Genomic DNA, 24,240 nt, shown 5'->3' with positions numbered 1-24,240 from the left:
AAGCTAATAAATACCTTTAAGATAAACCGATTTCAAAATTTTATCAAAAGTATAACTAATTTTAAATGAAAATAATTTAGCCATTGTTGGTGTCCTTACCAATAATCATTTACTTTTAAATTTATACCAATGACAAAAAACACAAACCAATTTTTACTTCTGCTACTGACTTTCTTTGCATTTACAGCTTGCAAGCAAGAAGCAAAAAAGGAAAATACAGACTCAACTGAAAACACAGAAACTACAACAGAAAATGTCTTGCTTCAAGAATGGACAGGCAACTATGGAGGTGTCCCAGCTTTTGATAAAGTAAAGCTAGAGGACGTAAAGCCAGCTATGCTCAAAGGAATGGAAATGAATTTGGCTGATATTGAAAAAATAGCCAATAACCCCGAACCTGCTACTTTCGAAAATACCATTGAAGAAATGGAGCGTGCAGGGCAAGCACTGGATAGAGCCTTTACCTATTATGGAATTTTGAGTAGCAATATGTCTTCACCAGAATTTAGAGAAATTGATGCAGAACTTTCGCCTAAGTTTTCAGAATTTCAATCTAAAATCACTCAAAATGAAAAACTTTTTCAACGCATTAAAACGGTATATGAAAACTCCAAACAAAATCCTTTGGAAGCAGACCAGCAGCGTGTAGTAGATTTGATATACAAAAGTTTTGAAATGAATGGCGCAGAACTTAGTCCAGAGAAAAAGGAGAGATATGCTGCTATCAACAAAGAACTCTCTACACTTTACACCAAATTTTCAAATAATGTCTTGCACGATGAGGAAGGTTATATCACTTATTTGGATTCTACGCAATTAGGAGGGCTTTCAGAAGGGTTTATAAAATCGGCTGCCAAAATCGCCACTGATAATGGAAAAGAAGGAATGTATGCTATTACAAACACTCGTTCTTCAATGGATCCGTTCTTGACGTATTCTACGGAAAGAGAATTGAGAGAAAAAGTTTGGAAAAACTACTATTCAAGAGGAGATAATGCAGATGAGTATGACAACAATAAAATTATTGAAGAAATCTTAAAACTTCGTAGAGAGCGTGTAGAGCTTTTGGGGTATGAAAATTATGCTCAGTGGCGTTTGCAAGACCGTATGGCAAAAACTCCAGAAAATGCAATGAATTTGATGGAAACAGTTTGGAAAGCCTCTATTGCTAGAGTAGATGAAGAAGTAAAAGATATGCAAGCTGTTGCAGATAAAAATGGAGATAATATCAAGATTGAGCCGTGGGATTATCGTTTTTATGCTGAAAAAGTAAGACAAGCAAAATATGACTTAGATTCTGACGAAGTAAAACAATATTTACAGCTTGATAAGCTCACAGAAGCAATGCACTATGTCGCAGGACGTTTATTCGGATATAAATTTACGCCAGTTCCAGAGGGTTCTGTGCCTGTTTTTCATGAAGATGTAAAAGTTTGGGAAGTAACTAACCAAGACACAGGGGAGAATATCGGACTTTGGTATCTTGACCCTTATGCAAGAAAAGGCAAACGTTCAGGGGCTTGGGCGACAAGTTATAGAAGTCATACCACTTTTGATGGAAAGAAAAACGTTTTGGCATCCAATAATTCCAATTTTGTAAAATCAGCACCAGGGCAACCTCTTTTGGTTTCTTGGGACGATGCTACTACATTTTTCCATGAGTTTGGACACGCACTCCACGCACTTTCATCAAACGTAAAATATCCAACACTGAATGGTGGAGTAAGAGACTATACAGAATTTCAATCACAACTTTTAGAACGTTGGCTTTCTACTGATGAGGTAATTGATAACTATTTAGTACATCAAGAAACAGGCGAACCGATGCCAAAAGAGTTAGTAGCCAAAATCAAAAAAGCCTCTACTTTCAATCAAGGTTTTGGAACGACAGAATACTTAGCTTCTGCTTTGATTGATATGAAACTCCACTTGGCTGACCCTGCAAACATTGATGTAGATAAATTTGAACGTGAAACATTAGATAAGCTTGGAATGCCAAAAGAGCTTGTGATGCGCCACCGTACACCACACTTTGGACACGTATTTTCTGGAGAAGGCTATGCAACAGCGTATTATGGCTATATGTGGGCAGATGTCTTGACAGCAGACGCAGCCGAAGCCTTTGCTGAAGCAGAAGGAGGATTTTATGATGCAGAAATGGCAGAAAAGTTAGTAAAATATCTTTTTGCACCACGCAATGCCATAGACCCAGCCGAAGCCTATAAACTATTCCGTGGGCGTGATGCTGATATGAAAGCCCTTATGAGAGATAGAGGTTTTCCTGTGAAGTAATTTTATAAAAAAATTATTGCCAGTAGTTTGTAGAACAAACGCTGGCAATGGTTACTTATGAGAATATTCTTTTTTTAAGATTTCTAAATATTTTTATCTATCCCAGTTGTATTTGTCCATAGTTTCTAGTGCAGCCATGAGAAGTTTGGTACTTGCCAAAACATCATCTTTATGCACCATTTCTGTTACTTGGTGTAGATAACGAGTAGGAATAGAAATTGCGCCAGCAATCGAACCACTACCACCACGTTGCAAAGAAGCCGTATTTGTGCCACCAGCAGGCAATACTTCAGCTTGCCAAGTGATGTTATCTCTATCAGCCGTCGCTTTCAAGAAATCTACCATTCTAGGGTCGCAGATAGTTTGAGAGTCAATAATTTTTATGCCTGTTCCTTTTCCAAGTTGTGTAACCTGTTTTTGAGGAGCAACACTAGGCATATCATTCGTAACAGTCGTGTCTAAACAAATAGCAAAATCTGGGTTGATATTACGAGTAGCCACCAATGCGCCACGCAAACCTACTTCTTCTTGCACAGAAAAAACGGCATAGACATCATAAGGTGTAGCCTCTAAATTTTTTAAAGTTTCTACTAAAATATATACTGCAATTCGGTTATCTAACGATTTTGTAGAAATTGTATTTCCTATCTCTACCAAATCTCGCTCTCTTGTGATAGTATCGCCCACAGAAACAAATTTTTCTACCTCTTCTTTTGGAAGTCCTAAATCGACAAAATAATCGTCTAGTTCTGCTGATTTTTTACGCTCTTCGGCAGTCATCATGTGGATGGCTTTTGTTCCCAAAACGCCCAACATATCTTTTTTTCCATGAACAATCACACGTTGTGCTGTAAGGGTCTTTGGGTCAAAACCTCCGAGGGGATGGAAACGAACAAAACCTCTATCGTCAATGTGAGTAACCATAAAAGCAATTTCGTCCATGTGAGCATCTACCATTACTTTTTTATCCTCTGATGATGTTCCTTTTTTTATAGCAATCAGATTGCCTAGATTATCAATGCTCATCTCATCTACAAAATCTTTTATTTCTGTTTGGATTTGCTCACGGATTCGGTCTTCATACCCTGGTGCGCCTGCTGCATTTGTCAGACGAGAGAGTAGTTCAATATCTATTTTTTCAATATTCATTGTGATTGGTAATTTATGTTTTTTATTAAAAATTAATTTGCTTCAAAGTTAAAATAATAGGCTGTAAAAGTAGTTGTTTGATAGAAATTTTTAACTTTGTTCCTTTAGATAGAATTAAAAAATAAAAAAGCCAAATGAATAAAATACGAATTATCATAGAAAGGGAATATTTGACTAGAGTTCGTAAGAAGTCGTTTATCATAATGTCTCTTATAGCTCCATTTTTAGTAATTGCTCTGATGGTAATTCCTGCTTGGCTAACTTCTTTAGACACAGGGCAAAAAGTAATACAGGTAGTAGATGAAGGTAATTTATTAGAAAGACTTTCAGAAATTGATAATGTAAAATTAGATTACCCAATTCAAAATAATATAGAAGAGGCAAAGGAAAATCTAAAAGAAAAATCTAAAGAATTTGATGGACTTCTGCTCATTCCAAGAAATGTTACGGCTGAAAATACAGATGGAATCTTACTTTTTGCAGATAAAAATATACCTATTCAACTAGAGAAAAAGATTGAAAGACAGATTGCTAAAAAACTGGAAGAGAGAAAATTAGTACAACTCGGAATGAATCCTGTCTTGATAAAAGAAGCCAAAACGAAAGTAACTCTAACTGTAACACCTCTGTATTCAAAAGAAAGTCGTACAGACTCCACAGTCGCAAGCATTGTGGCTTACCTTAGTGCTGTAATGATTTATTTCTTTATTTTCTTGTACGGAGCGCAAGTGATGCGTGGTGTGATGGAGGAAAAAACCAACCGAATCGTAGAGGTTATTATTTCTTCTGTAAAACCTTTTCAACTGATGCTAGGAAAGATTATAGGAGTAGCATGTGTAGCATTTACGCAATTTTTAATTTGGATTGTACTTGGCTTAGTCTTGTTTTTTACGGTTTCTTCTATTTTTTCTTTAGAAAATAATATGACACCAGAAGAAGCGCAAGCTATTGTCGCACAGTCTGGAGGAATGGCTTCTAACCTAGAAACTGATTTGGCAGTTCAGAATATTTTAGAGACTGTCCAAACACTTAATTTCCCTCTTATTATTGGAGCTTTTGGGTTTTATTTCATTATGGGATATTTGGTGTATGGTGCGCTCTATGGTGCTGTGGGTTCGATTGTAGATAATCAGACAGATACGCAACAATTTATGCTTCCCATTACCATTCCACTCATTACGGCTATCGGAATTATTGGCTTGGTAGTCAATGACCCAGATGGAACGGTTGCCTTTTGGGCTTCTATGTTTCCCTTAACTTCCCCTCTCATTATGATGGTCAGAATTCCTTTTGAGCCACCACTTTGGGAAGTAGCAGTTTCTATGCTTACCTTGTTCTTCACTTTCCTTGGTATTACTTGGCTTGTAGGGCGTATTTACAGAATTGGAATCTTGATGTATGGCAAAAAACCAACCTACAAAGAAGTTTCTAAATGGCTTTTTTATAAGGCTTAAAGGCTAGTTTATAAGTTAGATTTATGATTTTTAGAATATGATGTAACGTACTCCATTATGCTCAATGCTAGAAAAAGAAATACCTTAGACTTCGATTTTCTAATTCAATTTGTTGCTGTACCTGTACTAATTATTTCTTATTTGGTTATCGTTTTCAAACCAAAATTTATAACTCATTTATTGCTTTTCAAACAAGTAAATTTTTATGCCTTATGTTTTTTGGGTTTTTACAATCCTTTATTTAACCTTCTTCAAGTAGTTTTAGGAAGTTATTCTAAGAAAATTAGAGCAACTAGAATGTATTATTTTCTAGCTATCTTACTTTATTTTATTATAGGTATAGTTTTTATAGTTTCACTATCTTTTAAAACCACATTTTTCTTTGAAATCTATTATCTCTTAACCGTACATTTGTTTGCGATTATTTATGCAATCATCACATTTTGGGAGAGAAAAGCAGCTAAAAAGAATAGTAGATTAGAGATTCTATTCTGATGTTAAGTTAATTTTTAAGCTATCAACTCCTCCATAAAAAAGGAAAAAGGATATAGGCTAGTGCAGCCAAGACTAAATCTGTTCCCACTAAAAGCATAATTTCATCTTTACTAACGCTCCAAGCTAAGCCATCAATAGCATTTTTGGAAGCATCAATCAGAAGCAAGACTAAGGGTAAAATCACTGGAAAACTAAGAATTGCCATTAGCATACTGCTATTTTGTGTCTGTGCCGAGATGCTAGAAATAAGAGTAAGGGAAGTAGAAAAACCAATAGAACCTAGCAAAACAATCAATAAAAATAAGTTCCAGTCTTGAATAGGCGTTCCCATCACAAAAACATATCCTGTAACGCCTAAAAATGAAATCAGAAGCATTAGAAAGGTATTATAAATCATTTTGGCAACAATCAGTACTTCAGGTTTAAAGAGCGTATAAAAGTACATATAACGCCCTTCACTTTCTTGCACAAAACTTTTAGCAATGGCATTGATGCTGGCAAAAATTAAGATTATCCAAAAGAGAGCATTCCAAACCAAAGGAGGAAGTTTTTGCAATGGAAAGCTCAAATAGCATACAAAAATAGTGGCTGCTAAATAGAGTAAAATACTATTTAGAGCAATTCGCTGTCGCCACTCTAGTCGAAATTCTTTTTGTAGAAGTGTAAAGATTTGGGAAAAGGCATTGGTCTTTTTATTCATACTGCAAAGATGACTATTTTTTGTAAAAATTTTGAATAGTTTTTCTTTTAAATACAACTATTCAAAAGCATTTGCGTTATGAGAAAATCATTTTGTTAAATTTTATACTTTGTCTTTATAGTTCAGTTCAAAACATCTTAAAATTATGGCTACACCTTCAACTACAGAATCTAATATTTTATTGAAAAAACAACTTTTAGAAGCTGTTCGTCAGAAACAAATCGGAATTGCAAATGATGCTAAAAATGCTATGAATGAAGCACAAGAAAGTGCCAATGAAGAACAAGGAAGTATGGAGGAAAAATTTGAGTCTTTTCGTACTCAATTACAACAAGACAGAGATATGTACGCTCGTCAGTTTGTAGAAGCAAAAGACAAGCTAGAAGTTTTGTCAAGAATATCTATGCAAAAAAATTATTCTTCTGTGGACTTAGGAGCTATTGTAATTACAGATATGGGACAAAAGTTTTTTGTTTCGCTTAGCCAAGGAGAAATAAAAATTGATGGTAAGCCAAGTTCTTATTTTGCTATTTCTACGGCTGCTCCAATTTATGAAATGATGAGTGGAAAAAAGAAAGGAGAAACTTTTGAGTTTAGGGGAAAAAAAGTCAAAATCATTGATATTTTTTAGAAAAAATATGTATCTTGATACAATCTATTCTAACTGCAAAATGTAGTAGCCAATAATAACTCTTTCTCTTTACTGCCTACATTTATCGTATTGCTTTCTTATAGTTTCCTTGTTTGATGAAATACATATTTTCATTCATATTTTTATTTGTAATAAATTCTTTGTTCGGACAGAGTGATTCTACCAAAAAGATTTTTTTTGGTTCAGATTATGATTATCCACCTTATGAATTTATCAATAAAAAAGGAGAATATGACGGTTTTCATATAGACTTGATAAAAGCCATAGGAAATGAAATGGGATATGAAGTAGATATTCAATTAGGCAACTGGACACAAATAAGAGAAGAGCTAGAATCTCCAAAAGGAAGAATAAATGTAGTAGATATGATTTATTCTGAAGAGAGAGCTAAAAAAATAGATTTCTTACCTCACCACGATATTGTTTCTTATGTAATTGTCAGAAACAGAAAAAATCCTCCTGTAAAGCTCATTCGGCAAATGAAGGGTAAATCTGTTGCCGTAACAGCCAATGCTATTGCTGAAGAATATATAAAAAAACAAGACCCTACTATTCACAGAATGGAATCTGTAACAGATTTACATGCTCTCAAAATGGTAGCTTATGGCAGGTGTGATTATGCACTTATCAATCAATATACAGCACATAAGTTTATAGAAGAATACAGTTTGGATAACTTAGCCGTAGGAGAGGAATTTATTTTTTCTAAAAACTTGGCTTTTGTAGTCAAAAAAGGCGATAAAAAACTTGCTAGAGATATTGAAATGGGAATGAACCGAATAAAAGAAAATGGTGTCTATTCCGAGCTATATGTCAAATGGTTTGATAATGAAAAAGAAGCCTACACTATTTTACTTAAACGCCTAAAATGGACTGCTATTATTTTGCTTTCTGTTAGTTTGATAATAGGAACTTGGATTTTTGCTCTTCGCAGAGAAGTGAAGCGCAAAACCAATACGTTAAGGAAAGAAATAAAAGAAAAACAAAAAGCTCAAAAGCTCTTATTTGATAAGAATGAAGAATTAGAAAAACGAAATTATGAATTAGATAAGTTTGTATATAGTGTTTCGCATAATGTACGCTCGCCAATAGCTTCTGCACTCGGACTAATCAGTGTAATCCAACTAGAGTTTGATGATAATAAAAATTTATCTTTTTATGTTTCTAATATCGGAACAAGTTTGCACAAATTAGATTATTATGTCAATAAAATTTTAGCTTACGTAGCCAATAAAAACTTTAAAGTAAAGAAAGAACGTATTCACTTTGATGGTTTTGTTATCCAACTGATAGAAGAAGCCAAGTTTTTGGAAGGTGCAAAAGAAGTAGAGTTTAGAAAAGATATTACACAACAGTTAGAGTTTTATTCAGACACAGACCGTCTGTACACCATTTTGGAATGTCTGATTGCTAATTCGGTAGAATATAGAGCTAAACGAGATGAAGCAGCCTATGTAAATATTTCTGTACGAGTTACTAGAAAGTACGCTAACATTACGATAGAAGATAATGGAGAAGGTATACAAGGAGAACAGTTAGAGAAAGTTTTTGAAATGTTTTATAGAGGCAACGAACGTTCAAAAGGAACAGGCTTAGGGCTTTATGTTGTCAAACAAACCGTCGACCAGCTTGGAGGAACGCTTAATTTACAATCTGATTATAAAAAAGGGTCAAAATTTATTTTACAAATTCCTAACCTAAAAAAACAAGAACTATCTACTTCTTGAAAATACGAATTACTAGAATAGACTGATAGTAATTTCTTAAAAATTTCTCACTTACTTTCCTATCAGCTCAAAAATTTCATCTAGTTTGGGCAAAAGTACGATTTCGATGCGTCGGTTCTTGCTTTTGCCTTCTGCTGTTTGGTTGCTAGAAATAGGTAAATGCTCTCCATAACCTGCTGCTACAATACTTTTCGGAGAAACTCCATTTTCTACTAAAATTTGTGTAACTACTGAAGCACGAAGTGCGCTAAGTTGCCAGTTGTCCTTGAAAGGAAGCTCTGCACCTGTTACAGGCATATTGTCGGTGTGTCCTTCTACCCAAATATCTAGTTGTGAAGTATTATTTTTTAAGATGGAAGCCAATTTTTGCAATGCTTTTTTACCCTCCGAATTGATGTCTATGCTTGCCGTTTCGAAAAGAAGTTTGTTGGAAAACGAAATATACAAACGTCCAGACTTTTCTTGGACAGAAAAAGATTCTTTGCTCAGTGAACTAAACGCTGTTTTGATAGACTTCTGAATTTCATTAGATTGTCTTTGGCGTTGATACTGTCTGTTTCTAAGAATGGAGATGTTTTTTTCTTTTTTTAGAATTTCCTGTTCTTTTTGTACCAGTTCTTCTTCATTAACTTTTAGTTTCTGATACAATGAATCATTCCTTTTGATGGCCTTTTGAGAAACTTTTTGTAAGCTATCTAGCTGATAATCTTTTGTCTGTAAAGAAACAATAACCTCTCTCAAAGAATCTGAACTTTGAATGAGTAGTTTTTGAGCTTCATAAAATTGCCTTCTGATACGTTCGTTTTCTTGCTCTTTGCGCTCTACTTCGGCTACTTTAGCTTTGTATTTATTTGGACTGACACACGAGAAAGTAAATAAACTGACCAGCAAAGTCAATAAAAAAAGTATGTATAATTTCATTTAGTTATATTTTTGTAGGGCAAAGAATTGTCTTTGACAAGTAAGATTAAGAAGTTTTTTAAGACCTGAAAGTCGGCGAAGTCAATAGAGCAAAAACAAATTATTTAAGGTCTGCTCTAGCGAGACTGACCTAATAGACTAAGGTCAGACCGATAGGTCAGTACCGACAATTATAAAACTACATTCTTAAAACAACTTTTAATTCTAAGATAATAATTTTTCAATTTTATCAGCATATTTATAAAGACTGCCGTATTTCATCTTCAAAACATCTTCTCGGCTTTCTATTGTAAATTTAGCTTTTGTTTCTGTGATAAGCCTATTGGCTTGTTCTATTTTTTCCTTGTCATCAATAAAGAGTGTAATTGGAAAGTCAAGTCCTTGGCTAAAACGAGCTAAGGCTTTCAGAAAAGGAAAAAAATTACCTTCATCTATTATCTTCTTTATTGGAATGGTCAGTTTTCTCTCTTCATCATATTCAAAAATAATTTCCGATTTAGAGAAGAATCCTAAGTTTGATAAAGTAACAGCTTTAAGTTTTTTAGAAGGTAAAAAAACTTCTGTTATTCCATACTCTGAACAAACAGAAATTCCATTGTTTTTTACTAAAAAAGATTGTTCGGTTATATTTCTATACTTATCTTTTAATGTTTTTCTATATTTTTTGTAAATTAAAAATTTTAAAAATGGATAAGAGGCAAATGTACAAGCGATTGATATGAGAAAAAGAAAGCCATTTTGAGTATTATAGTATATTACTTGAGATAAAATGAAAAAAAATACATAAACAAAAATTTTAAATTTGTCTGCTTTATCTCCAAAGAAATAGTCGTGATATTTACCTGTGTCTTTTTCCGAATATATCCAATATTCCATTAAAGAAACTATCTCTAACTCAATAGTACTTATGTTTTTGATGGGATGAATATACAAAATATCATTCCCAAGTTTTAATTTTGCAGAACTAACTGGAATACAATTAAGTGTTGCTGTTTGGTTACAGTGTTTTTGTCCTAAATATTCCCACGTATCTTTCAAAAAAATAGACTTACAACCAGCACAAAAAACCACTTCATCGCCTTCCTTTATCAAATCGCCTGTAATGGGGTCAATTCTATTTTGGGCAAGCAGTGTTTTATGTTCTTTGGCTTCTAAAATGTAGCTATTCATATCATAAATTTGAATCTGCGATAAACTGCAACGCTAAATCTCGTCCTTTTTTAATACAATCGCTTACCGAAACTCCTCCAAACCAATTAGCACAAATATAAATATCCGATTTTTTAAGTCGTTTGAGTTGTCTTTCTACTTGAAGCATCTGCTCGTCGTACTGAGGAACAGACTTTTCCCATCTTATAAACTGTTGAATAACAGGGGCTTTTTTTATTCCATAGATTTGTTTGAGTTCGGCAGTATGTTTTTCCAAAATTTCTTTTTTGGGAAGTTCTGCATTTTCTTGCCACTGTCTGCCTCCTACAAAACCAGTAAACAAAACTTCATCTTTGGGCGCACGCCCTTCAAATACACTACTACTCCAAATTGTTCCTGCTGAAAAAAGACCTTCTACTTTTGGATGCAATGCGCCAAAACCATTCAATTCAAAACCTACATCTTTCTTTTTAAACACACTATGAATCAAACACATAGTAGGGTAATGAATGTCTTTGATAGTGAGAGCTAGTTTTTCAAAGTGAGGTTCTAAAAAATTGGCAGTTGCTGAAGGTGGTGTTGTCAGAAAAACTTTGTCAAACTCTAGGCTTTCTGTTGTTATTTGCCCTCTATAATCGTGTTCTATTTCTAATACCCAACGTCTATTTTTTCGCTCAATAAAGTCACTGTTTTTCAGAGAAACTACTCTATGATTGTACTGTACATTGATGCTTTTTGCTAGATGTCTAGCAAAAGACTGCATTCCGTTTTTAAATGAAACAGATTGTTTTCTACTTCCACCATTCTCTTTAATGAAACCTTTCAAAATAGAACCATGTTTTTCAGCGTATTCCGTAATTTTTGGAAAAGTATATTTGAGTAAAAGTTGGTAGGCATCTGCTGCATAGATTCCTGTAACAAAAGGACTTACAGCATAATCTACCAACTGTTTTCCAAAACGTTCTTCTAAAAAATCTCCTACTGTAATTTTAGGGTCTAATTCTTCTTTTTTTGAATAGAGTTCTTTAAAAATTTTGGCTTTAGTTGTTGGAGAAAAAAATGAACTAAAGAGTAAGCCTTGTGGTGAAGTAGGTAGTTTTTTGGGTTTTCCATCTTTAACAATAAAACGACTCTTACTGACTTTATTAGCATAGACAAGCTCATTCTCAAAACCAGATTTTTGTATAAAATCAAAGATTTCATCGTCCATCAATAGCGAATTTGCTCCTTTTTCAAACAAATACGCCTTGTTTTTTCCCATTTGAGTAGTTTTCAAGTACCCTCCTACTTCGCTACTAGCTTCAAAGATTTGATAAGGAATATTTTTTTGATGTAAATGCCAAGCTAAAGAAAGTCCTGAAATACCTGCACCGACGATTGCTATCATTGTAAAAGAGAAAGGAAATTGAAAATAGTTTTGGATAGAAAAATTACTCTACGAAAATAAAAAGTTATTCGTTAAGAAGCAAAAAGGATACTTTTGTAGATAGTAATAAACTTGAAGAAGCACAGCATGAAAAAAAGACGTAAACTCTTATCACAATATCATCCAGCTTTATATTTTATTTCTATTTGGGAAAAAAGATGGAGAAGAAAGCTAATGTGGTGGTTAGATTCAAAAACCTATACAAAAGAAAGACAACCAAATAAGTTACCTTTTAGGGTTAAAAAACACCAATCTAAACTACTTAAAAAGCTAGGAGATTCGGATATGCAACTCCAATATAACAAAATCAAAAATTTAGAAATTGTTGTCCAAAAAATCAATGGAACACTTGTAAAGCCCAATGAAACCTTTTCTTTTTGTAAAACAGTAGGGCTTCCGACAAAAAAGAAAGGATACAAAATGGGCATGGAACTCTCTTTTGGAGAGGCAAAAGCTGGAATTGGTGGAGGAATCTGTCAGAGTTCGAATCTATTACATTGGCTAGCTCTACACTCTCCACTTACCATTAACGAACGCCATCATCATAGCTACGACCCTTTTCCAGACGACGGGCGAGTATTACCTTTTGCTAGTGGAGCAACCGTTTTTTACAACTATCTTGATTTTCAGCTTACCAACAATACGCCATGGACATTTCAAATAAATCTTTGGCTGACCGATAAACTCCTTGAAGGCGAAATTAGGGTAAATGAAGAATTAGATTTTGCTTACCACGTATTTGAGAAAAATCATAGGTTTTTGAAACAAGATGGAGAGTTTTTCAGAGCTAACGAGATATGGAGAAATAAGATATTAAAATTTCAGAGTGGTAAAATTATAACTACTGAAATGATTACCAAGAACTTTGCTAGGGTAAAGTATGTGCCAAAGGAATTTGACATCTCGTAATGGTGATGCAAAATGAACCAACAAATATTGCTTGTAAGTAAAAATTGTATTTTGCTAATAAAAAATTGATTGAACAACTCAATGTGCTGAATTTTAAAGTGTGAACCAAATAAAATTTTGATTTTTAATATAAAATTAAACTATAATTTATATTAAATTCATTGTTACTTATGCAATAGAAGAAGAAATTCATCAGAATAATCTAAAATTTAATATGAATACGGGCTATTTATAAGTGGTTAGTTAATTAAATTAACTTTTAAAGTCTATTTCTATCTTGAAATGCATCTAAATTTGCAGTGTTATATGCAGTACGATAAACCATTCTATCCAAATTTCACAAGCTATGACTATGCACCCTACAACAAATCAAAGTGTAATTCAATACAATGAAGAAAAAGATATTTTACTCATGAAAATGCATGGACACATGACTCTTGATGAATATAAAACTTTTTTTGAAAATATTTTGACAGAAGCTAAAAAGCATACTTGTAGCTATTGGATTTATGATTTATCTAGCTTTGAATACAACTCACTTCAAGCTCGTACTTGGCAGATAACTGTTTTTTTACCAAGGTGCTTCAGAGAACTTGCTCAAGAAATTGTTGTGGGAATGATTCCTCCACAAGATGCTGTGCATCGTATAGGTGTTCAGGTAGCTATAAAAGCAACTGAAAATATGAATTATCCCTATTGTCTAAAATATTTTAAGAATATTGAAAGAGCACAAGATTGGATATTGAGTAAAAATAATTCTGATAATTAACTATTCTTGTCATATTTTTTAGGCGCATACAAAAAACCAAATGCTTCCGAATCATCTTTCTTATGGGAACGATGATGCACTCCGTGTGCTCTGACAATGCGTTTGAGATATGGATTTTGTATATTAATTTTTAAAAAGGGTAAGCGATTATGTACCAAAATATCGTGGAAAACAGCATAAAATATTCCATAGAGTGCGATTCCTACTCCTAATGCAAACAAAATATTCCATTTGGGGTAGGTTAGTCCAAACATAATCATTGCCATAGATTGCACTGAAAAAACTAAAGCAAAGACATCATTTACTTCTAAAAAATGATTGTGATGTTTATGATGAGATTTGTGTAAAAACCACAAAAAACCGTGCATAATATACTTATGCGTAAACCACGCTACGCCTTCCATACACATAGCTGTAATGACAATAACCAAAATAATTTGCCAAAGAGATAACATATCTACAAATTCAAAATTTAAAAATAAAATTCAAAACTTGAAGGGTAACTCTAATTTTAAGAATAAGGTTTTATATAAATTTTTACTTATAAGGAAGTATCCCAAATAGCAAGACATTTTTTGTCTTGCCAAAACTTTTCTAATGTCATTCTTGGATTTTCTGAGCATTTTATAGTCAGTGGACTTAGGCGAACACTTATTTTGTGAGAGACTTCTCCATACGTTCCAATATCTACGACTTCATTACCTTTTAGTTCTAAATTATTTCTATTCAAGTAACTCATAATGGCAGGAACTTGTAAATCTACACCTCCAGTAGCCTTTGAGTGTGGATTGGAGAGTGTTTTGGCTGTGTTTATCAGTTCCTCTAAATCTTCTAGGTTATTTTCAAAATGCTGTTTGTAACTTTCATAATAAACGTTTTCTAGCGCATCTTCTTGTGATACAAATTCTCCATCGATTATATAACCTATCATCCAATTATCGCCATATTTTTTATTCCATTCTTGTTGTCGTTTTTGGCGTTGTTTGAGATTACCAGCCTTTCCAATTTTTCGTTCTACTATTTTCCAACTCATTTTTTTATATTGTCTTTGAGGGACTATTTTTTTATAGAACTATGATTTGAAGTGGAAAGGTTCAATCAAAGTCAGTTTAGAATCTTTAAAATTTCTTTGTCTTTCGCTTCTTTCTTCCAATACTTCAATAGTGAAAGTATTATTAGGCTTGCCAAAACATAAAACCCCTAAAATCTAATTTTAGATTTTAGGGGTTTTATTATGGAAATACTTTTCAGCTTATTTTGCAGGAGTGTTTAAAGACTCAGCAATTTCAGCAAATTCTTCTTCAGTTACTACTTTGTCATTTAGGGTAACTGACTCACGAACAGCTTCCATAGAACGCTGACGCATTGCTTGAGTAGCTATTTGCTGGTAGTGTTTGCCGTTATCTGCTTGTAAGAAACTCTCTGCCATGCTATCCATTTGAGATTCTGGAAGTTGCATTCCTCCACCCATACGCATCATCATGTTTTGAACTTCCTTACGAGCTTCTGCAATGATGTCTTCTCTTGTGATTTCTACTTCTTTATCTTTCAAAATACGATTTTGGATAAGAGACCATTTCATTTCTTTTACAAATTCTGGATACTCTTCCTCAATCTGTTCTGCTGTAAATTTACCTTCATTAGCAAAAGCCAACCAACGTTTCAAGAACTCGTCTGGAAGGTCAATTTTAGTATTTTCTATCAAATTTCTACGAAGATAAATATCTGTAAGAGCTTCTGCTTCTTTGGCATAATCTTCTTTCAAACGATTCAGGATTTCTTCACGAAACTCTTCCTCATTCATTACTTCTGGTTCTGGCTGCTCTTGTTCTTCTGCTTTTGGCTCTTCTCCCTCAACTACTGGCTCTGGCTTAGCAGGCTTGTAAGCTCCTATTTTCTTAAAAAATTCTTCATCTAATGGAGCAGGAATACGACGAGTAATGCTTTCTACTACCATTGTAAACTCACCTGAAAGTTTGGCTGCATCTTCAGTTTCGATACCTAATGCAAAACCTCTTTCTTTTTCATTTGGAAGAGCTTCTGCCATATCAAAAGTAAAGTTATCGCCTCCTTTTACGCCTACAAACTTTTCTACTTGAGAGTCTGCAATTTTATTTGTAGGAATAAGAGTCTCTACTGAAAATGTTTTTGTTTCATTTCCTTCTTCATCTTTTCCCATTTGGAAAATTTCTCCATAGACAAAATCTCCTTTTTCAGATTCTTCTGGGTTTTCTACACTTCCAAAACGAGAACGGAGGTTGTCTATATAATTATCTACTTCTTTTGTAGTAATGTCTATTTTATAGTTATCAGCTTTAACGTTTTCAGAAATGTCATAATCAAAGTCAGGAACTAATCCGATTTCATAAGAAAACTCAAATTCTTTTTCTTTGCTCCAGTTAGTATCTTTAGGCTGTGGTATAGGTGCACCGAGCAAATCTAGTTTTTCTTCTTGGATATAATCACTTACTCCTTTAGTTACTACATCGTTTACTTCGTCCATTCTCACTTCTTTTCCTATCATCTTCTTTACCAAACTCATAGGAGCTTTTCCTGGACGGAAACCTTTGATAGAAGCCTGTTTGCGATAATCTTCTAGTTTTTTATCAAATTTAGCTTTGTAATCTTCTTCTTTTACCGAAACATGAATAAAAGCATTGGTTTCATTCTTTTTTTCTAACTTAATTTCCACGATGGTCTATAAAATTTTAGAATTACATAGTTCTTATTGTTTTTTTAAACTCTTAAAATGTAATCCTGCGTGATGAAATGAATTATTTTTTAATATATAACTTTCGCTCAAAAGTCATTATAAACAAAAATTTCTCTTATTCAGGCAATCAAACTAAGTTCAGTTTAAGAGAAATAAGAGAAATTTTGTTTTTATTAAACCCGTCGTTTTTATAAATCTGTATTGCTACAATATTTATAAAAATAGTGCGGATGGAGGGAGTCGAACCCACACACCTTGCGGCGCTAGATCCTAAGTCTAGTGCGTCTACCAATTTCGCCACATCCGCTTGAATTGTGATACAAAAGTAGTACAGCCATTTGATATATCCAAACTATTTCACAATTATTTTAGTTCATTTTGCAATTTTTTTTTTGAGAAATAATTCAATCAAACACTTCTTGTTGATTATCAGTGTTTTACAATGAAAGTAAACTTCTGTGTGTATAAAACTTTTTTTTGTATTTAATGTGCTTCTGGAACAGCATTTTCTTCATTAGCATCCTTATCCGATTTTCTAGCCTTTCCAAAACGATAAATTAAACTAATATGATTCGAATATCCTACTTGTGGAAGTGTAGTAAAGGCGTAGTCTAAACCGAAATTTCCTTTATAGTATCCTACTCCAAAATGAGCTAAAAATTCTTCAGTGGTAATTCCTGTCCTAGCAAATATTTTATTTTCATTCCAATTAGCAACATTGTATTCTAAACCAACCTTAAAAGAAGCAGGATATTCTGTATCTTTTTCTGTTTCGATATTCAAAACTACACGTTCTACAGGACGGTACGAAATTCCAATTCTCATCATTGTTGGGATTCTTTCATCTTCAAAATCTGAAACTTTCGCTTGATTGATATTAAAAATGTGCATCCCTAAGAAGAGTTTTTCAGAAAGCTGTGCCAATCCTCCCATTTCTAAAGCAAAATTATGGCGTGTGCCGTAGCCTTGTATAGATGTTTGCAGATAGTTGGCTTGAATACCAATACTCATATTGCTGATTTTGTGAGCATAACCAACAGCCAAACGATGTTCGTTATACAAATCATCACCAAAACGAGTAACACCTATTCCCATTTTACCATTAAATAAAGCATCAAAAGTGCCTCCTGCTTGTAAAGTATTTAGTCCAGAGAGTGTAAAGCGATTAGAATAGCCTAAAAAAGCCTCTGTTCGTTTTACATTTGTGAGTGCTGCTACATTATTAAAAACTGCCCAAGCATCAGAAGTAGTGAGTGAGGTTCTGCCCATTCCGTAGGTTCTTGCGCCAGCTTCTATTTGCCCAAATTGAGCAAGACAAGTGGTAGATAGAAAAAAGCAAAAGCAGAAGAGAAGGTAGATTTTTTTCATGAGAGACAGTTTCAGATATTGGAGAGGTTTTATAATCAAATCCAAAATACAAATTTGCTATTAAAAACTATTCTTCTTTTGATATATTTTTTTATTGGAGACGACATCATCTCTCGTTCAAGCATTTTGCTTGGACGCTCTTTTTTGTCAGCATATGCTGACGAAATAGATAGACACAAGATAAAATCTTGCGCCAGTTAAAAGGGAAATTTAGTAATTACTTTAGTATAAAAAGCTAACAGTTTAAAAAAAACATCTATTCATCACAGGAATTAATGATATTACACAAAAAAGCAGAGTTCCGAAAAGAACTCTGCTTTTTTCATTTTATAGTTACAGATAATTAGAATTTAGTTTTCTTTCGATACTTTGAAAGAAAGTGTTTTTTCTGGTGTAACTACATTGATAAAATAGATTCCAGAAGCGTAATTGCTAATATCTAAACGAATATTTTGGGTCGCTTCTTCTTTAGAAATTTGCTTCGTAATCAATGTTCTGCCGATTCCATCAGTAAGAGTAATAGTGCATTCTTCTTGCAGTTCTGCCGAGAGCTTTAAGAATACTTCTGAACTAGCAGGGTTTGGATAAACTACTGTGCAGCAGTTAGCCAACTCATCTTCTATACCTGTTACTGGGTCTGGTTTGCGATAGAAAACAGCTCTTGAAGTAGCCTGACAGCCTGTTGAGTAAGTTACTCGTGCTGAATAATTACCTGTTTCTGTCAACTCAAGAGTTGTTGTGGTAGATGTACTCACAACTTCTCCATCTCTTAACCATTCTACTTCTACAATTTCTCCTTCTGATACCAGTGAGGCAATATTATCAGAAACACTAATTCTTACAGTAGGAATAATAAGTCTGTCTATGCTGATTGTATCTGTAAGGAAAATACAGTTTCCACTTAAAGCTACTTCTACGAAGTATTCTCCAGAAGTACTTACAGAAAACTCTCTTCTTTGTGATGGAGCTCCCAACCTACGTCCATTTCTAAATAATGTATAAGTAGCATTTGGAACTTCTGGTACAGAAATTGTAGCACCTTCATCTCCAGCACAGAATTCTGTTTTATCGCTAGAAATTGTGATGTCTGTAGGGAAAGATAGAATTTCTACAACGATTTGAGCTTCTTCTGTACAAGTTTGTCTGCTTACTCTTAGCGTATAAGTGCCAGAAGTTGATACAGAAATAGTAGATGTATTTCCTACCTCATTGCCATTTAACAACCACTGATAAGTAGCATCTTCTGATTCTAAAGCTGATAGTGTTCCTGTCTCACAGAAAACAGCACTAACACCTTGTGTGATGGTAGCAGGAGCAATATCTTTCACTTTCACTCTTACACTTTCAGAAACATTTGATACACATCCGTTACTTACAACACGTAAAGAATACGAACCATTACGAGTTGCTTCATAAGTAGGTTCGCTGCCACTTTGTACCTGTGTTCCATTCAAGTACCAAACATAGGTAACATCTGTACCAGTAGTTGCTTGTTGAGCTTCTAAAGTAATAGAGTTTTCACATGTTGAACGGTTCAAATCGCCTAAAATAGTTGCTACTGGAACTGCTTTTACATCCACAGTAACAGCTAATCTTGTTTGGCTTTCATGTTCTAATCCAATTGTTGAAACATAGTAAGTCTGAGCAGAAGTCAGATTTTCTGTCTCAAAAGTATATGAATTATCTTGAATTGGCTCTGTTGCAGTTTCAGAAGCATACCAATGAATAATTCCTGTTCTGTGTGTACTAGAAACTGTAATTTCACCCTTTGACCCAGCACAAGCATCTACTTTTTCTAATAACACTGGAGCTTTAGGGTAAGTAGCTGTATTTGCACCTGTTGTTGCATTTGAGCTTGTATTAAAGGCTTGAAGAGTATAGTTGTAATATGTGTCTTCCATTAATCCTTCATGAGTATAAGCAGTAGCTGTTGCAGGTAATGTAGCAATCAAATTATTTCTATGATATAGATTATAACCTGTTGCATTTGATGCAGCATCCCAAGAAAGTTCAATAGTAGCAGTATCTAAGGCAGTTGCAATGAAACGAGTAGGGGTAGAAACTGATGGAGGCGTACCACCACCACTAGGAGCAACAATATTGATTAAAGAACTTAATGCTGTCAGAGGACTTGCATCATCGTTTACTCTTAATCCATATTCTCCAAGTGCATCAAATTGAAGGTCGCTCCAAGTTAGAGTACCGTTTACTAGATTGCGAGAAGCCAGTCCTGAAGCAGCACTTAAACTTCCAGTTCCAGTTCCACCATCTCTAAGAAGAGTAACTGTTCTTGGTGCATTATCAATATTTCCATTGGCATCAGTAGCCCTCACACCAACAGAGAAGTTGTTGTTTACTAAAGCACTAGCTGGAACATTTTCAAATGAAAGTTGAGTTGCAATTACTTCTAAAGTAAAGGTATTAGAAATAACATCAGCAGGAAAAGTAGTTGCAAATTGAGAAGTGCTACCACCAGTAGTTGCACCATGTCCATTATTTGGAATAGCAAATTGTAGTACTTCAGCATCTGTAATACCAGTAGTATTTAAAAATACTCTTAAGCTATATTCAGTACTTGCACCATTTGCTGTGCTTGCATTTCCTACAGGAATGGTAAAACGTATTCTATCTGTTGTAATAGAAGCTGTTGCTGTAATCTGACTTCCTCCAGCCCAAAGTTCTGCACCTTGTAGTTGGGTTGTCCAATCAGTAACTGTATTAGATGCTCCACTTACAATGTCAAATTGTGTAGCAATGGTTGGAAAAGCATCAGCAGTAGCTAAATCTTCTACTTGAAAAGCAAATACTTCTACTGCACTTCCAGAGTTGGTAGCAAGAGATGAAATAGTTGTTCCAGTAGGCATAGTGGTAGGAGCTACAATTCTAGAATCTGAATCACCTGATTGTGTAGTAAATTGCCAGTTAGCAGGAGTAACACCACCAAAGGCTAAACCACCAGCTGTAGTAAATACACCACTTGGAACATCCACTGAATAAGTAGTAGAATTTTCTAAGTTTGAAGGTAGAGTTACTGTAACAGTATTTCCAACTACAGAAGTATTTGCCCCAGTTACAGGAACAACTATCGGACTAGCACCACCTGTAAGAGTAATTGAACCTGAACCCACGGCAGGAACTTGGTCAAAAGTAAGAGCTAATGCAGTATTAACAGCTACGTTAGTCGATGTATGAGCAGGCGATAAACTTACTAACTGTAAAGACCTTTCTCTTACTGTAACATCATCAACAGCAAAGCCATATCCCCAGTTATCTAAATCATCATAATAAAAAGCTATCCATAGTTGAGGTTCGCCAGCATAAGCATCCAAATTAAGAGTAATATTTTGCCAAGTGTTAGATTGGCGTGTCATAGAGTGTATCGTTGTCCAGTTGATTCTGTCGGTACTAACTCTAACTTCTCCCAAATCAATCGGAGTAGTTGCTGTAAAAAATACAGCTCTGAAATTAAGTTCTAGGCTAGAATACACAGACATGTCAAATTTTGGACTGATAAGCCAAGAACGATATGGAGTTCCACACCCAGGACTAGGACAAGCATCATCGTTTGCTGCTGCGTACTGACTGCCAGAAGGAATAGAGAAAGCTCCACTACCTAGATTCGTCCCATATTGCCAAGTACCTGTTCCAGCACCTTCATCAAGAATATCCCAACACTCTGCTGGATTCGGATTTTCGAAATCCTCTAAATATGGTAAAGTACTTATAGCAGGAGAGTTTTGTACAGTATGGTTTGTAATTTCATCATTAGCTGTATTTGTATCTGCAGGAAGACTAACTGAAGCTGTCAATACATAAGCTCCAGAAGCAGACATATCAACCGTTGCAGTAAATGTATAATCTACAGAAGCTCCTCCATTCAAATCACTTGACAGTACAAGTGTTTCATTTATTGGAGTTCCTGCATTTACAGTATAAGATACAGGAATTGACGTTCCACTCGTGATGGCAGAACAATCTAAATTTTTAATTCGGATTGTAACAGGTTCAGTAGCTGTTCTTGTATCACAGCCTTGTACAGGATTGACTATAGCTGTTAGTTCTAAGTCTGCTCCTGTTCCAGCACCTGGTGTAATAGAAAAACCTAAAGAACGTTGGCTAGTTGCTCCAGTAGTAGTATTTCTTGCTCTTATACTGAACCAAGTTAGTCCTGTGAGTCCTGTAGCTGTAAAGGATGTAGTACTGCTTGTTCCAATCTGATTATATGCTCCTGTAGTTTCATCAAGTTGATAAATAATATATTCATCTGCATTTGGAACGGCTGTCCAAGATAAAATAGCTGCACCACTACAAGGCAACCCTGCAATCCCAGTAGGAACTCCTATAATAGCAAAAGCATCACTTTCTGCACTTAAAGAAGGTGTATTAGAAGTTACTCTAATTTTAGCTTCATTAGTCATTGTATTCGGAACAGTCCAACTCAAACGACGAGTATTTGCAGGCACTGAACCATTAATTACTGTCCAAGTTGCTCCGTTATCTAAAGAATATTCAACAGAAGTTGTGCTTGAAACCCCTTCCATATCCCACTGAATAAGTTCAGAGGCAGAAGGTTCTAATGTCATTCCAGCCGAAGGATAAGTTACTTCTATATAGGGTTCAGTAACTGTCCAAGTAAGAGCGTATTCTTGATTTGCTCCAGATGTAACAGCTGTTCCTTTTACACGAAGCGTGTAAGTTCCAGCAGTAGGAGTAGGAATAGTTACTTGTTCGATAATATCTACTGTATTTACTCCTCTTACAGCTACATTATTTGGGTTTGCTCCATCTAAAGTCCAAGGCAACCAAGTATTTGTAGTTGGGTCTAAAACTTCTAAATCTAAATCATTAATTAGAGCTGGGTTTGCATTAGCAGCAGCAGCAGGGTCAGACCAACAAAGCATTACCTTAACTTCGTGTACTCCAGCAGGAACAGCAATGGTAACATCATTTTGTCCTCCAGTAGTTACTGTATTTACAGCATAATTAGTTGCTTCTAATGCTTTTACAGCTTTAAGTCCATTGATTCTACCAAAACCATATTTATAATCAGGCCCTACATTTCCTAAATCATCAGCATTATTTGAGAGTACTGCTTTTACCAAAGAAGCAATAGGATTTGCTCCAGTATTTAATTGGCGATAACGTTGATAAATCTGCGCTACTGTACCTGAAACTCCTGGTGCAGCCATTGAAGTACCACTATTTGCAGCATAAGTATTATTAGGCTCAGTAGAAACTACACCATTTCCAAAAGAACTTACTTCTGGCTTGATACGTCCGTCTTCCACAGGACCAAAACTACTAAAACCAGTAATCACATCATTATTAGTTAAAGCTCCAACCGTAATTGTATTTTTAGCAGCTTTTCCAGTTGTAGTACCAAATCCACCTGCACAAGAAGTTTGTGAGTTTCCTGCTGAAAATACGTGTACAAGATGTGGGTTGTTATTAACAAGTAAGTCTTGTTCTCTATTATTAATCATATAAGGGTCGCCTGTTGAACAGGTAGCACTGAATCCATATGAATTTTGAGTAATCACAATTCCATGATTGTCAATAGCATCTTGCATTTCAGTAGCTATATCTCCGTTAAAATTATGAGAAAATATCAAAGCATTAGGAGCCATTCCTGTATGACGAGGATTCAAAAGACCTGCTCCTGCCATAGTACCAGCAACGTGTGTACCATGGTCGCTTGCAGAAGTATTCTCCACTAATGTTACACGTCCAGAGAAATCAAGGTGTGGACCTACATTTCCTCCATCCCAAATACCTAAGTTTACTCCTGTGCCATCTAAGTTTCTTGCACCATAATTCAGAATAGCTGAACGGTGAGCCGATTTTCCATAATAGTTTTCTTCTTTTGGAGGCTCTGGCACAGATTCAACCCACAAGACCCAAGGCAACTCAGCAAGGTCTGCTATTTTTTCTTGAGGTAGGTTTATTGTAAAATTGCCTGTTACTTTACTTTGGTAAGAAACTTCTCCACCTAAGCGTTGTACATCTGAAAATACTCTTGCTGCATCTATTTTATTAAAAGGAATTACTTGTAGCGCTACTTGATTGGCAGAAAGAACTGCCCAACTCGGAATATCATTTTGTAATAACCTCTCTTGTGTTTTCTGAGTTGTAGAAAGAATTACAAAAGCATGAATACGATAATTCTGAATGAGAGCCTCTAATTCTGAGTTTGGAAGGTTTGCTTTCACTTTTGCAGTATAAGACAAATCGGGAAGGTACTGGATAAGTTCAATACCTTTAGTCTTTAAGGCTTCTCTATCTTTATGAGAAGGTAAAGTACTAAACTGAACCACTAAATAATAATGATTGTCTGATAAAGCTTCTTCAAATAAAGACTTTGTTTTTATAAAATCTTGAGTGTTAGAAACATACTTTTGCGTAGATGATTTTAGTCGCAAAGAAGGAGAGGTATTTTGAGCCATCACTTCTGGAGAGTGTATCAAAGTAATCATACCTAGAAAAAGTATAGCTAATACTTTTTGGATTGATTTTACT

16 protein-coding genes and 1 tRNA gene are annotated in these 24,240 nt (G+C 34.6%); 6 read left to right on the top strand and 11 right to left on the bottom strand.

Going from position 1 to position 24,240, the window contains the following annotated elements; translation table 11 throughout:
- Positions 1-129: 129 nt before the first annotated feature.
- Positions 130-2,292 carry a M3 family metallopeptidase gene (locus QZ659_RS07015; protein ID WP_291724026.1) on the top strand — a complete coding sequence of 721 codons (2,163 nt, stop codon included), beginning with the start codon at positions 130-132 and terminating at the stop codon, positions 2,290-2,292.
- Between the two features lie 93 nt (positions 2,293-2,385).
- On the opposite strand, the gene QZ659_RS07010 is transcribed toward QZ659_RS07015, so the two are convergent.
- Entirely contained in the window at positions 2,386-3,441 is a 1,056-nt protein-coding gene (locus QZ659_RS07010; protein WP_291724024.1) for a M42 family metallopeptidase, read from the bottom strand.
- A 134-nt stretch (positions 3,442-3,575) separates the two neighbouring features.
- On the opposite strand from QZ659_RS07010, the gene QZ659_RS07005 reads away from it, so the two are divergent.
- Positions 3,576-4,895, top strand: a complete 1,320-nt coding sequence (locus tag QZ659_RS07005; RefSeq protein ID WP_291724021.1) for an ABC transporter permease — start codon at positions 3,576-3,578, stop codon at positions 4,893-4,895.
- 517 nt (positions 4,896-5,412) lie between these two features.
- On the opposite strand, the gene QZ659_RS07000 is transcribed toward QZ659_RS07005, so the two are convergent.
- On the bottom strand, positions 5,413-6,090 hold the full coding sequence (locus tag QZ659_RS07000; protein ID WP_291724018.1) for a heme exporter protein CcmB: 678 nt from the start codon (positions 6,088-6,090) through the stop codon (positions 5,413-5,415).
- Between the two features lie 145 nt (positions 6,091-6,235).
- Between QZ659_RS07000 and QZ659_RS06995 the strand changes: the two genes are divergently transcribed.
- Both QZ659_RS06995 and QZ659_RS06990 read left to right on the top strand, forming a co-directional pair.
- Positions 6,236-6,721 (top strand): hypothetical protein, encoded by a 486-nt coding sequence (locus tag QZ659_RS06995; RefSeq protein WP_291724015.1) that lies wholly within the window; start codon positions 6,236-6,238, stop codon positions 6,719-6,721.
- A gap of 116 nt (positions 6,722-6,837) precedes the next feature.
- The gene (locus tag QZ659_RS06990; RefSeq protein WP_291724012.1) at positions 6,838-8,469 is read left to right on the top strand and encodes a transporter substrate-binding domain-containing protein; all 1,632 of its coding nucleotides are present in this window, start codon (positions 6,838-6,840) and stop codon (positions 8,467-8,469) included.
- Between the two features lie 51 nt (positions 8,470-8,520).
- On the opposite strand, the gene QZ659_RS06985 is transcribed toward QZ659_RS06990, so the two are convergent.
- From QZ659_RS06985 to hemG, 3 genes are all read right to left on the bottom strand, one after another.
- Positions 8,521-9,390, bottom strand: a complete 870-nt coding sequence (locus QZ659_RS06985) for a flagellar motor protein MotB (RefSeq protein ID WP_291724009.1) — start codon at positions 9,388-9,390, stop codon at positions 8,521-8,523.
- A 204-nt stretch (positions 9,391-9,594) separates the two neighbouring features.
- Entirely contained in the window at positions 9,595-10,560 is a 966-nt protein-coding gene (locus tag QZ659_RS06980) for a hypothetical protein (protein WP_291724006.1), read from the bottom strand.
- 1 nt (position 10,561) lies between these two features.
- On the bottom strand, positions 10,562-11,926 hold the full coding sequence (gene hemG / locus QZ659_RS06975; protein WP_291724003.1) for a protoporphyrinogen oxidase: 1,365 nt from the start codon (positions 11,924-11,926) through the stop codon (positions 10,562-10,564).
- A gap of 126 nt (positions 11,927-12,052) precedes the next feature.
- On the opposite strand from hemG, the gene QZ659_RS06970 reads away from it, so the two are divergent.
- Both QZ659_RS06970 and QZ659_RS06965 read left to right on the top strand, forming a co-directional pair.
- Positions 12,053-12,874, top strand: a complete 822-nt coding sequence (locus QZ659_RS06970) for a VanW family protein (RefSeq protein ID WP_291724000.1) — start codon at positions 12,053-12,055, stop codon at positions 12,872-12,874.
- 352 nt (positions 12,875-13,226) lie between these two features.
- Positions 13,227-13,643 carry a hypothetical protein gene (locus QZ659_RS06965; RefSeq protein ID WP_291723997.1) on the top strand — a complete coding sequence of 139 codons (417 nt, stop codon included), beginning with the start codon at positions 13,227-13,229 and terminating at the stop codon, positions 13,641-13,643.
- Here the strand turns inward: QZ659_RS06965 and QZ659_RS06960 are convergent.
- From QZ659_RS06960 to QZ659_RS06935, 6 genes are all read right to left on the bottom strand, one after another.
- Positions 13,640-14,098 (bottom strand): beta-carotene hydroxylase, encoded by a 459-nt coding sequence (locus QZ659_RS06960; protein WP_291723994.1) that lies wholly within the window; start codon positions 14,096-14,098, stop codon positions 13,640-13,642. The two genes, QZ659_RS06965 and QZ659_RS06960, sit on opposite strands and share 4 nt — an antisense overlap.
- Before the next feature lie 86 nt (positions 14,099-14,184).
- The gene (locus QZ659_RS06955; protein ID WP_291723990.1) at positions 14,185-14,676 is read right to left on the bottom strand and encodes a hypothetical protein; all 492 of its coding nucleotides are present in this window, start codon (positions 14,674-14,676) and stop codon (positions 14,185-14,187) included.
- Between the two features lie 219 nt (positions 14,677-14,895).
- On the bottom strand, positions 14,896-16,335 hold the full coding sequence (locus tag QZ659_RS06950; RefSeq protein ID WP_291723986.1) for a trigger factor: 1,440 nt from the start codon (positions 16,333-16,335) through the stop codon (positions 14,896-14,898).
- 246 nt (positions 16,336-16,581) lie between these two features.
- A tRNA-Leu gene (locus QZ659_RS06945) sits at positions 16,582-16,663 on the bottom strand.
- 176 nt (positions 16,664-16,839) lie between these two features.
- A complete protein-coding gene (locus QZ659_RS06940) occupies positions 16,840-17,724 on the bottom strand; it encodes a hypothetical protein (RefSeq protein WP_291723983.1) in 885 nt (294 codons plus the stop codon).
- A gap of 350 nt (positions 17,725-18,074) precedes the next feature.
- Positions 18,075-24,197, bottom strand: coding sequence for a S8 family serine peptidase (locus QZ659_RS06935; protein WP_291723980.1), 6,123 nt, complete (start codon positions 24,195-24,197; stop codon positions 18,075-18,077).
- Positions 24,198-24,240: the final 43 nt, after the last annotated feature.

The sequence above is a fragment of the Bernardetia sp. genome (assembly GCF_020630935.1).
In the GTDB taxonomy this organism is placed as follows: domain Bacteria; phylum Bacteroidota; class Bacteroidia; order Cytophagales; family Bernardetiaceae; genus Bernardetia.
Note: the sequence above shows the minus strand (reverse complement) of the source record. Positions and strands in the feature narration are given on the sequence as shown.